The 11,986-nt window shown below is 39.9% G+C and carries 11 protein-coding genes; 3 read left to right on the top strand and 8 right to left on the bottom strand.

The window, feature by feature from the left end:
* The 7 genes from tatC to L641_RS0114340 all read right to left on the bottom strand — a co-directional run bounded on the left by tatC (position 1) and on the right by L641_RS0114340 (position 5,578).
* Positions 1-741: a twin-arginine translocase subunit TatC gene (gene tatC / locus L641_RS0114370; protein WP_008108549.1), complete on the bottom strand. Its 741-nt coding sequence runs from the start codon at positions 739-741 to the stop codon at positions 1-3.
* 47 nt (positions 742-788) lie between these two features.
* The gene (gene tatB, locus L641_RS0114365; protein WP_008108547.1) at positions 789-1,121 is read right to left on the bottom strand and encodes a Sec-independent protein translocase protein TatB; all 333 of its coding nucleotides are present in this window, start codon (positions 1,119-1,121) and stop codon (positions 789-791) included.
* Between the two features lie 5 nt (positions 1,122-1,126).
* Positions 1,127-1,387 carry a Sec-independent protein translocase subunit TatA gene (tatA, locus tag L641_RS0114360; protein WP_008108546.1) on the bottom strand — a complete coding sequence of 87 codons (261 nt, stop codon included), beginning with the start codon at positions 1,385-1,387 and terminating at the stop codon, positions 1,127-1,129.
* 79 nt (positions 1,388-1,466) lie between these two features.
* The gene (ubiB, locus tag L641_RS0114355) at positions 1,467-3,068 is read right to left on the bottom strand and encodes a ubiquinone biosynthesis regulatory protein kinase UbiB (protein WP_008108545.1); all 1,602 of its coding nucleotides are present in this window, start codon (positions 3,066-3,068) and stop codon (positions 1,467-1,469) included.
* 17 nt (positions 3,069-3,085) lie between these two features.
* The gene (locus tag L641_RS0114350) at positions 3,086-3,745 is read right to left on the bottom strand and encodes an SCP2 sterol-binding domain-containing protein (protein ID WP_008108543.1); all 660 of its coding nucleotides are present in this window, start codon (positions 3,743-3,745) and stop codon (positions 3,086-3,088) included.
* A gap of 12 nt (positions 3,746-3,757) precedes the next feature.
* Positions 3,758-4,513, bottom strand: coding sequence for a bifunctional demethylmenaquinone methyltransferase/2-methoxy-6-polyprenyl-1,4-benzoquinol methylase UbiE (gene ubiE, locus L641_RS0114345; RefSeq protein ID WP_008108541.1), 756 nt, complete (start codon positions 4,511-4,513; stop codon positions 3,758-3,760).
* Between the two features lie 108 nt (positions 4,514-4,621).
* Positions 4,622-5,578: a diguanylate cyclase gene (locus tag L641_RS0114340; protein WP_024602244.1), complete on the bottom strand. Its 957-nt coding sequence runs from the start codon at positions 5,576-5,578 to the stop codon at positions 4,622-4,624.
* Positions 5,579-6,185: 607 nt separating this feature from the next.
* On the opposite strand from L641_RS0114340, the gene L641_RS0114335 reads away from it, so the two are divergent.
* Positions 6,186-7,964: a DUF885 domain-containing protein gene (locus tag L641_RS0114335; protein WP_008108538.1), complete on the top strand. Its 1,779-nt coding sequence runs from the start codon at positions 6,186-6,188 to the stop codon at positions 7,962-7,964.
* 77 nt (positions 7,965-8,041) lie between these two features.
* Positions 8,042-9,523: an FMN-binding glutamate synthase family protein gene (locus L641_RS0114330; protein WP_024602243.1), complete on the top strand. Its 1,482-nt coding sequence runs from the start codon at positions 8,042-8,044 to the stop codon at positions 9,521-9,523.
* Positions 9,524-9,592: 69 nt separating this feature from the next.
* Here the strand turns inward: L641_RS0114330 and mtnK are convergent, their stop codons facing one another.
* Positions 9,593-10,810: an S-methyl-5-thioribose kinase gene (gene mtnK / locus L641_RS0114325; protein WP_024602242.1), complete on the bottom strand. Its 1,218-nt coding sequence runs from the start codon at positions 10,808-10,810 to the stop codon at positions 9,593-9,595.
* A gap of 130 nt (positions 10,811-10,940) precedes the next feature.
* On the opposite strand from mtnK, the gene mtnA reads away from it, so the two are divergent.
* Complete coding sequence (mtnA, locus tag L641_RS0114320; RefSeq protein WP_008108533.1) at positions 10,941-11,966, top strand: S-methyl-5-thioribose-1-phosphate isomerase; 1,026 nt, start codon at positions 10,941-10,943, stop codon at positions 11,964-11,966.
* The last annotated feature ends 20 nt before the right edge of the window (positions 11,967-11,986 follow it).

Here is an 11,986-nt window from a genome sequence, read left to right as displayed (position 1 = left end):
TTATTCCTCAGATTCTTGTTGTGGTTTTGCGGTATAAAATTTCGCTAAAATTAAGCCAAGCTCAAATAACAGCAGCATAGGGAGTGCTAATAGAGTTTGTGATAAAACGTCTGGTGGCGTTAAAAACATCGCCACTACAAATACGCCGACCACTATATAAGGGCGCTTTTCTTTTAGGCTTTGTGTGGTTGTTGCACCGCTCCAACAGAGCAACATAATCGCCACTGGAATTTCAAATGCAATGCCAAAAGCAAAAAATAGCTTGAGCACAAAGCCTAAATAGCTACTGATATCTGGGGCTAGGGTCATCATTTGAGGACCTGCACTGGTGAAAAACCCTAAAATAATTGGCAGTACTACAAAGTAGCAAAAAGCAATGCCACCATAAAATAAGAAAATACTGGAAGCTAATATTGGCATCAGCATTTTCTTTTCGTGCTGATATAAACCTGGGGCTATAAATCCCCAAATTTGATGTAAAATCCAAGGGATGGCCGCAAATAAAGCAACAAACAACGTTAGTTTAAAGGGAGCAAAAAATGGCGCAGTGACATCCGTTGCTATCATAGTGGCAGTACTAGGTAAATGAGCGACTAGAGGAGCAGCTACAAACGTATAAATATCGTTTGCAAAGTAAACCAAACCAATAAATATCACTAAAATACTCAATAGCGATTTTATCAACCGGTCACGCAACTCGATTAAATGAGCGACAAATCCTGATTTTACTTCTTCAGTCATTGTTTTCTATACCTGCATTAAGCGCATGAAAAAAGAGAGTGCCATAATTATTTAGAGTCATCTGTTGCTTGGTTATTAGTGGCTTGGCTTTGATTTTTTTTATAGCTGTGAGTAACTGATTGCGCTGCTTGTTGCAGCTCAGAAACAGAGTGTTGTAGGTCAGGGCTTAAATCTTTAAGACCTTGTTGCTCTGCTTTTTTTAGGTTTTCATGTAGCTCGTTTACACGAAGCTCTTCACTCACTTCAGCTTTTACTGAGTTAGCCATTGCTTTGGCTGTTTTAACCCAGCGGCTTACGGTTCTAATAGCAACAGGTAAGCGTTCCGGCCCTAGTACTACCAAACCGACAATAAATACCACAACAAGCTCCCACATTCCCATGCTAGTTAAACCTTGTCGTTATCTTTAGTTTTGCTAGTTGTACTTGAATCGATTGGTGTTGATTCTGATGATTTTTGGATCTGTTCAGTTTTATCTTCGCTAGCTTGTTTTTCAGCATTTTGGTCATCAGACATAGCTTTTTTAAAGCCTTTAACTGCGCCACCTAAATCACCACCCATACCGCGTAGTTTTTTTGTACCAAATAAAAGTACAATGATTGCAAGTACAATTAATAATTGCCAAATACTAATACCACCAAAACCCATGGTTTTCTCCTGCTTTTAAGCCATAAAATAATAAGGTTAAGTGCTGATTATACGCCTAAAGTGGCAAATAGCACTTAGTTTATGCGCGGCGCCAAGCCGCTATAAAGCCAATAACAGCACAGCTTAAGACAACGCCAGCAGCGATTAAGTTGTGTTGTAAATAAAATAAAGCTGAGACAATCATCGCAGCACTACTAAACAGTCCTAAAACCAATGGTTTATGTGAAACCTTAATTTCAGGTGCGTGAGAGTGTGGTGCTCGCTTTAAATTTTGATAAATTAAATCGGGTAGTTCAGGCATTTTTTCTGCCCAAAACGGTAAGTTTGCATACATTTGCTTTAGCACAGACAGCGGGCCCACTTGTTGTTTAACCCAGTCTTCTAAAAATGGTTTTGCTGTTTTCCACAAGTCCAGTTGTGGGTATAGCTGACGACCTAAGCCCTCAACATACAGCAAGGTTTTTTGTAATAATACGAGTTGCGGTTGAACCTGCATATTAAAACGACGTGCGGTATTAAATAAGTTAACCAATACATGACCAAATGATATTTCAGCTAGTGGTTTATTAAAAATAGGCTCGCACACGGTGCGAATAGCAAATTCAAACTCTTCAATGCTGGTATCAGGTGGTACCCAGCCTGAATCAACATGTAGCTGTGCTACTTGGCGGTAGTCGCGGTTAAAAAAGGCAATGAAATTTTCAGCTAAATAGCGTTTATCTTCTTTGTTAAGAGTTCCAACAATACCGCAATCTATACCAATATATTTAGGATTATGCGGGTTTTCGCGTGACACAAAAATATTACCAGGGTGCATATCTGCATGAAAAAAACTATCGCGGAATACTTGAGTAAAAAACACTTCTACTCCGCGTTCTGCTAATAACTTCATGTTGGTGTTTTGTGCCATCAACGCTTCAGTGTCCGAAACCGGAATACCGTAAATACGCTCCATAACCAGTACATTACTGCGGCTATAATCACTATATACTGTTGGAATGTATAACGATTCTGAACCTTCAAAGTTACGCTTTAATTGAATGCCATTAGCGCCCTCACGCATTAAGTCGAGCTCATCGAGCAATGTTTTTTTATACTCTTTAACCACTTCCACTGGGCGTAATCGCTTGGCTTCGTTAATTAACTTACCGACAACCTTAGCCAATTTTTCCATTAGTGCTAAGTCAGCGTTGATTTGTTGCTCAATATTAGGGCGAATAACTTTAATAACAACATCTTGCGATTCACCTTGAGGATCAACAAGGGTAGCAGTATGCACTTGAGCAATTGAGGCCGATGCCAAAGGTATTTGTGAAAATTCGCTAAATAGCTGGCTAATATCATCTATTTCTAATGCTTTTTCGATGATTCTCTGGGCTAGTTCACCTTCGAACGGTTCTACCTGATCTTGTAAAAAGGCTAATTCCAAGGCGATATCATGAGGCAGTAAATCGCGCCGAGTTGAAAGCATTTGGCCAAACTTTATCCACACAGGGCCAAGTTGTTGTAGTGCTAAACGAAGTCTTAAGCCAGGAGGTTTATCTTTGTGTTGGTTGCGCAACCAAAACAAACTGCCACGAGCAAGTTTAGCAAACCAAGGTACTTTATGTTTGGGTACAAGCTCATCAAGTCCGAAGCTAAGCAGGGTTTTAGTTATGTAATACAGTCGGGCAGTTGACACAAAAAATCCTTAGCGCGTTAAAGGGCTTTAATTAGGGCGTTAATACGTTGCTCAATGGCGGCAACTTGGCTTTTTAGTGCTCTATTTTGTTGTTTAAATTGCTCAAGCTCTAATGGGTGAATGGTGATTGCCAGTTCGTCTTGGCACACACTAATAAAAGTATTATCGAGCTGAGACTTTGCTTTTTTACCCTGCTGCTTAAGCGACTGCAAGTGCAAATAAAGCTGTTGTGCAGGCGCGTCGCCAATATGCTTTGCTAGTTGCTCTGGCCAATCAATCTCTACACTTGAAAAGGCTGAACTATAGTGTTGAGCTATATTTAAATCGCCTTGTAAATCAAGCTTATCTTGGCGAATAAGTTGAGTCAGCATGGCTGGGTTTTTCAGTGCTAACAACGTATCTATATTGGCGCTGATCATACAATCAGCGTCAGCATGTTCGAATGCAGTGTAAAGATGTAGCTGCTGATTGGCATAAGTAATGGCTATTTTTTGCTGCCAGTCTCTAACCTCAACTAATAAGCGCTGATGCTCTACCGTTTTTAGTTTATCGAGTAAGCTCGGATCGAGTTTAAGCGCTTGATTTAATACTTGCTCAATAAGCGAAAGTACAAAGCTCGGTAGCATAAAAAAACTGCCTGCAGCCGGTTGTTCTTTACTGTGTTCTTCAAGCGCCATAAATTACTAACCTTAGTATTTAAATCCACGATGCAGGGCAACAATGCCACCAGTTAGATTTTGATAAGTCGCTTGCTCAAATCCTGCTTCCACCATCATCGCTTTAAGGGTTTCTTGATCTGGATGCATACGAATTGACTCTGCTAAGTATTGGTATGATTCACTGTCGTTAGCAACTAGTTTACCCATAGTAGGTAAAATGTTGAAAGAGTAAAAGTCATACGCCTTGCTGAGAAGCTCTTGCTCTGGTTTTGAAAACTCAAGAATGAGTAAACGACCACCTGGCTTTAAAATGCGGTACATAGAGCGCAATGCTTTATTTTGGTCGGTGACATTACGTAAGCCAAAAGCAATCGTAATTAAATCAAAACTATTATCAGGGAAAGGTAAGGCTTCGGCATTCATTTGTACGTAATCAATGTTGCCTACAAGGCCTAAGTTATGCAGCTTTTCGCGGCCTACTTTTAACATTGAAGAGTTTATATCACCTAAAACAACCTGACCGGTTTCGCCAACAAGCTGGCTAAACTTTGCAGTTAAATCGCCAGTACCGCCGGCTAAATCTAATACATGATGACCTTTACGAATACCTGAGCTGGCAATTGTTTGACGTTTCCATAAACGATGAATACCAAAAGACATGAGATCATTCATAACATCGTACTTTGTCGCAACAGAATGAAATACATCAGCAACCATAGAAGCTTTTTCGGTTTCGGCAACAGTTTTATAGCCAAAATGCGTGGTCTTTTCAGGGTTCTCGTTCATGATTAATCTCTATCGTGGTAATAAAGACTAGTGTACTTGATTGTGCACCAAGGGTGCAATTTGAATATGATTTATCAGTTAATTTTATTGTTTGAACAGTGTACTGGGTTATTGAGATGCGCGTGATTTAAACGCCGCGTTTGAGGCACTTTTAACTAGTTGGTTAAAGTCGCCTTGTTGTTCCGTAATCCCTAATGAGAGAGAAATGGGAGGGAGTTTTAGATCGCTTTTTGAACTTATAAAGCGTAGTTTTTCAACTCCAGTTATTACTTTTTCTGCAATCAGCTTAGCAGTTTCTGGCTCAATGTTAGCAAGTAGAACGATAAATTGGTCTTTTGCAGAGCGCCCGGCTAAGCCACTTTGTGAAACATACTTTTGAACTTGCTTAGCTACTTTATTTAAAATCACTTCTCCAATGGCATCACCAAAGTTATTAATAAAATGCTCTAAATTATCAATTTGAATGGCAATTGCTGAAATTGACTTATCTTGTTTTAGCCATAATTGTGTTTGCTTAGTTAAATAATGGCGTTTGTATAAGCCTGTTTGTGGGTCAATCACATGTTGTTTGCGCAAGGTATTAAGTTGTTTTTTAGTGGCTTCGTGTAGTTTTTTTGCCTGGCTAAGTTCTTGTTTAAATTGTGCTTGTTGTGAGAGAAGTAACTGTGTTTGCTCATTTAACCTTTCTAAAGCGAGGCGGCTGTTAGCAATATTATTTTCATCTAAAGAATGCAAGCAGTCATTAACATGGCCTGCAAAATCGTTAAGTTTTTTTTCTGTTTGCTGTGCATTTCGCGATAGTGAATTGATCACGCCATTGACGTTTTCAATCATTGCTACTTCGGTTTTATGACCCTGATTTAAATATTCAAAATAGAGTTGCTCAATAAATAGCTCATCAATATTTTGATTTACATCTATGGCATCATCAATAGCATTGTTAAGCGCAAAATGGATTTTACTAATGTATGTATACACAACTTGAAAATTTAAGGGGGTAGGAGGCAAAACATGATGCTCTAAAAACATACATACTTTTGTCATTTTTTCTTGTGCTATAGCCATGGAGTCATGGAACATCATTTGCAATTACCAACCAAATACGCATAAATGCTGATTTATAAAACTCGTCCAATGAGGCAATTTGCTTCCAAGCAACGATACAATAATCATTATATCCGTTATTTAAAAGTAAAATGAGTCGGAGTTGGCTAAAATAGGACTATAATTTCAATAACCGTTGTTTTTCTGAGCAATTACTCTAGGGCCTATTGACCTTTCAGGATTAAAACTTGTTCAATCTAGAGGTGATTTAATCGCGGCGCGAGATTTGTAACCTAGTGGGCTAAGTAAAAAGCGAGTAACAAAGAGTTAATCACCTCTAGGCAGAACCCTTTGGGCAGCGCAAGTTTGGCATCTATGCTGCGTTATCGCCTACTTATGGGGAGTAACCACACTACATAGGCTCTGCCTTGCCTAGAAGCCAAACACACTGCTGTAAATTTAACCTCGAAAGATAAACAGACCCTAGTTATTTATAGTTTTGTATTAACTTAAGTTAATACAATGTCTCACGGGCGTATATTTTGCGCAGTTGGTCGTATATCTATTTGCTATTTATCTAGGCTACGATAGGTTTATCACATCTGTAATATTACTAAGATCAATCACTATGAATTTATCTCTTTCAAAACAAATGCGTCTTTCCTTATTAAGTGTCACTTTAGTGTGCTCACTAAGCGCGTGTCAGCTCACCGCAATTAATGCGGATCAACAATTTACGCAAGCGGCTGAGAATATCGTACAGCATCGCCAAAATATTAGCCCGTATAGTAACCCCGAAGGAGTTGATGGCTACTTATTACCTAATTTGTCAGCTGAATTTTTAGCGCAGCAATATCAAAAAAACACCCAGCTATTAGCAGATTTAGATGCCATAGATATAAGTAAGCTCAGTGATGAAAACCAAATTAACTACAGTATTATTCGAGCGCAAGTGCAAAATAGTGTTGATGAATATGTATTTAATACGCACTACATGCCTTTAACGTCAGAATATGGCTTTCATTCAAGCTTATCGTTTATTGTTAATAGCTCTGATTATAAAACTGCTCAAGATTATCAAAACTACTTAAAGCGATTACAACAAGTGCCGCGCTTTTTTGAGCAAAACATAGGTTGGATGCGTAAAGGATTAGAAGTTGGTTTAACTCAACCCAAAGCGGTATTAATTGGTTATCAAGACTCGATTACTGCTTACATTGTTGATGACGTTACACAATCTGAATTTTATAAGCCATTTTTAAACAATACCGCGGGTTTAAGTGATAGTGAATTTGCAGATTTGCAACAACAGGCTAAAGCCACTATCAGTGGCCAAGTTATTAAAGCCTATAAAGATTACTTAACTTTTTTTAATACTGAATACTTACCTGGCGCGCGCAGTGATATTGGTATTTCGTCAACACCGAATGGTGAGGCCTTTTATGCAAATCGTGCTAAATATTACACCACCACACAAATGACCCCAAAAGAATTACATGAGCTGGGTTTAGCGGAGGTTGCGCGCATTCGTAGTGAAATGGAAGCGGTTATTAAAGAAGTAGGTTTTAAAGGCACGTTTGCAGAATTTATCTACTTTTTACGAACAGATCCGCAGTTTTACGCCACAACGCCTGAGCAATTATTAAAAGAGGCCGCGTATATTGCAAAAAAAATGGATGCGCAGTTGCCTAAATTATTTCATACCTTACCGCGCAAACCTTATGGCGTAGCGCCGGTGCCTGCCAATATTGCTCCTAAGTACACTACTGGGCGCTATTCAGGTTCGAGCCGTGATGATCAAGCCGGCTTTTATTGGGTGAACACGTACGCTTTAGATAAACGACCACTCTATGCTTTAGAAGCGTTAACTTTGCACGAAGCGGTGCCGGGTCATCATTTACAAATTTCACTCAATGCAGAACTTGAAAGTTTACCTAGCTATCGCCGTGATGCGTATTTATCAGCGTTTGGTGAGGGCTGGGGATTGTATTCAGAGTACTTAGGCGTTGAAGCGGGTTTTTATCAAGACCCGTACAGCAACTTTGGTCGTTTAACCTACGAAATGTGGCGTGCTACACGTTTAGTGGTTGATACGGGTATGCACATGTACGGCTGGAGTCGTGAGCGTGCAATGAATTTTATGGCCGATAATACGGCGCTTTCATTACACAATGTAAAAACAGAAACCGATCGTTATATTTCATGGCCTGCACAAGCGTTGTCATACAAAATTGGTGAGTTAACAATTAAACGTCTGCGTGCAGAGGCCGAGCAAGCATTAGGTCAGCAGTTTGATATTCGTGAGTTTCATCATCAAATATTGCGCCATGGTTCAGTGCCTTTGTCGGTGCTTGAGCAGCAAATACGTTTGTATATACAAGCAGAATTAGCAAAAACAGATAGCTAATAGCGCATTATTTTGAAACTATAAAAGCGTGGTGTTATTTAATGACATCACGCTTTTTTAGCATTTAAGGATAAGTAATGAGTCAATTTATAATGTTCAGTATCGATGTGTTTGCCAGCTTATTTATTGTTGTATTTGGATTGCTGGTTATATTAATTGCTATTTTTTATGTTCGAGATGTTACCCAAACAAAGCATGCTATTAGGCGTAATTATCCGGTAATTGGACGTTTTCGGTACTTTTTTGAGCGCCAAGGTGAGTTTTTCCGTCAGTATTTTTTTGCTCTCGACCGTGAAGAAATGCCCTTTAATCGCGCCGAACGCAGTTGGGTATATCGGGCTGCTAAAGATGTTGATCATACGGCTGCTTTTGGTTCAACCCAAAGCTTAGAAACGACAGGCACCGTAATGTTTATGAACTGCGCATTTCCTACCTTAGATGAAGAAGCCCTAGCGCCTAGCAACGTAACGCTTGGGCCTTATTGTAAATTTCCTTACACCACAAATTCGTTATTTAATATATCGGGCATGAGCTTTGGCGCGTTATCCAGTCCTGCTGTACGTGCACTCTCAAAGGGGGCAAAATTAGCCGGTTGTTGGATGAACACGGGGGAAGGCGGACTTAGTCCGTATCACTTAGAAGGTGGTGCCGATATCGTGTTTCAAATTGGTACGGCTAAATATGGTGTACGCGACGAGCATGGAAATTTAAGCACAGAAAAACTAAAAGCAGTTGCTGCACACCCTGCAGTTAAAATGTTTGAGCTGAAAATGAGCCAAGGTGCCAAGCCAGGTAAAGGCGGTATGTTACCTGGGCGAAAAGTGAATGCTGAAATTGCTAAAATAAGAGGCATACCTGAGGGGCAGGATTCAATTAGCCCAAATGGGCACCCAGAAATAAAAAATCCAAACGATATTTTAGACATGCTCACCACGATAAGAAGTACAACCGGTAAACCGACAGGCTTTAAAGCGGTAATTGGTGAACATACTTGGTTAGAAAGTTTATTTGCCGAGATAAATCATCGTGGTATTGAGTCTGCACCCGACTTCATTACCATTGATAGTGCTGATGGTGGTACCGGCGCTGCACCTCAGTCTTTACTCGATTCGGTGGGGTTACCGCTAAAAGAAAGTCTTCCTTTAGTTATTCAGTTACTAAAAAAGCATGGCCTTAGAGAGCGAGTTAAAATTATTGTCTCTGGCAAATTAATTGTGCCCTCAAAAGTTGCGTGGGCATTAGCACTGGGTGCCGACTTTGTTGTGTCTGCACGTGGACATATGTTTGCACTAGGCTGCATTCAGGCTATGCAATGTAATAAAGATACCTGCCCCACAGGAATTACTACGCATAATGAACGTTTACAACGGGGCTTGAATGTTGAAGATAAAGCGCAGCGGGTCGCAAATTATAATAAATACATTCATTACGGTGCGGGGCTTATTGCACATTCTTGTGGCGTTACCAGTGCTCGCGAATTAAAACGCAAACATGTGCGTATAGTGCAAGAAAGTGGTCTTTCTGAGCCACTAGATAAAATGTACGAACACTATCATTAGATATAGCTTAAAGGCGCTTAAAGCGCCTTTTTTAATAAAATAAAGACTTAGTTTAGGGTCAAACAGACTCTAATTTAAATGGCTTATTAGCAAGCTGAAAAACGCGTCTTTAGTATCGCAAGTGTGGGCATTTAAAATCAATTGCTCACCCAGTGCTAATGTTTGTTTTTGTACGTTTAACCGTGCGGCCTCATCGGTAATGCCTTCTATATCAATTACATTAGCAAGGCCTATAGTGCGTCTAATTAGCTCTATGCCACAGTAGCCAATAGCATCTTGTAAAACATGTTTCATAAAATACTCTGCGTAGCCTGAAGCTTTAAGTGTCTCATCAGTTGTTTGCTTATTTATGAGCTCAAACCACTGTTGTTCAAATGTGGCGTAGCATTCAACCAATGTACTTAATAAATGGGTTTGATAATTACGACGTGCTACAAAGTCGTCAATGCGACCGTGCTGAGCACAGTAATTTAGTAGTAAGTTACCGATAAAAGATCCAATATCAAAGCCAATAGGGCCAAAAAAGCCAAACTCAGGGTCGATCATTTTAGTGGTAGTTTGATTAACAAAAATACTTCCGCTGTGCATATCGCCATGCAACAAGGTTTGTGGGTTCGATAAAAAGTTAGCTTTTAGCTTTGCTACTTCAAGTTTTAATGCCCCGTTTTTACGAATAGCCTCAACTTCAGTTTGTAATTGTGCCGGATAGTTGTTGCGTTCATGCTCTGTGTACGGATCGCTAAAAAATAAATCTTCAGTAATTTGGCACAATTCAGGGTTAGTAAATTGGCTAATACGTGCTTTTTTATCTTGCGCTAATAAATAAAAGTCAGAGTTATAAAAGCCCGTTTGGCTTAAATACACAGCTACGTGGTGAGAAAGGTTTGGAAATTGTTCAGCATTATTTTGCGCTGTTCGCAAAATTTGTAAATCACCTAAATCTTCTAAAATGGTCAGAGCTAAGTCTTTATTGTAATGTAAAACAGTAACCGTATGCGCAGGGCAAATAGCCCCATGATTAAGTAAAACTTCTGCCTCTATGCGTGCTCTATCAAGTGTTAATGGCCACGACTCACCTACACAACGCGCATACGGTAAAGCTTGCTTTAATATAATACTGTTGTTTTGCTCATCCGTAATTCTAAATACTAAGTTGAGATTACCGTCACCAAACTCATAAGCGGTAAGCGCTTGCCCCGGCTTAAAAAAGTCGTATTGATTAGATTCAATTAACGAATTGATGTAATTAATAGCGTGCTGTGCATTAAAAGCAACATAGTTAGTCATGGTTTTATTCTCAATAAAGATGCATTTAAGCATTCTATACCTTTAAATGTTTAGATGTCTATAAGTCTAACTTGAGAGTTCTTCAAAGTGGTGTAAAATAACCCTACGCACTTCTAATCTTTTGAGCCTTATGCAAAATTTAATCGCAAGCAGTTTAAAATATGAAAATAGTACGCTGAGCGTACTTGATCAATATTTGCTTCCTCATCAGCAAGTGTGGCATGAATGCCACACTGTAGAGACAATGAAAGAGCTGATCATCAGCTTAAAAGTGCGTGGTGCGCCACTTATAGGCTTAGGGGCCAGTTTATTAATTGCTTATTTAGCTGAGCAAGGTATGACTAGAGACGCGCTTGCAACCGCCATAAATGAGCTAGAAGCCACTCGCCCAACAGCGGTTAACTTAATGCATTGTATGGCGGCGTTGCGCCAAGCGCTTAAACAAACTGATTATGTTGCCAGTATTGTTGCAACGACTGAGCAGTTATTTATTGAAGACATTGAGCTATGTGAGCGTATGGCAACACGTGGTGCCGAGCTAATAAATAGCGGCGACAATATATTAACTCACTGTAATACCGGCGCTTTAGCCACTGCGGGCATAGGTACGGCATTGGGTGTTATTTATAAAGCACAACAAGTCCATGGCAATGTTCATGTGTGGGTGGATGAAACACGCCCCTTACTGCAAGGCGGGCGTTTGACCGCGTTTGAATTGGAGCGTTGGCAAATACCTTACACGCTAATTTGCGATAACATGGCGGCCAGTTTAATGGCTGCAGGTAAGGTAGATAAAATTGTTGTAGGGGCTGATCGTATTGCTGCTAATGGCGACTTTGCCAATAAAGTCGGTACTTATAATTTAGCGGTGCTTGCGCATTTTCATAATATTCCATTTTATGTGGTGGCACCGGTTACTACGCTTGATGTAAAGACTGCCCAAGGTAGCGATATAGAAATAGAGCAACGTAATCCACAAGAAGTGCGTGGTGTTAGTGGTAGTTTTGGCGAGGCATTGTGGGCTCCCACTAATGCTAATGTATATAACCCCGCATTTGACGTAACACCCGCAAACTTGGTTACTGGGTGGGTGTTAGATACCGGTGTTTATAACCAGAGTCAGGTAGAAAGTGGCGTGCTTTTAAAGCTGAAGTAATTTTGCGATGCGTTTGGTCC

The sequence above is a fragment of the Pseudoalteromonas sp. TB41 genome (assembly GCF_000497975.1).
Classification (GTDB): domain Bacteria; phylum Pseudomonadota; class Gammaproteobacteria; order Enterobacterales; family Alteromonadaceae; genus Pseudoalteromonas; species Pseudoalteromonas tetraodonis.
This window is presented reverse-complemented; position numbering and strand designations above follow the sequence as displayed.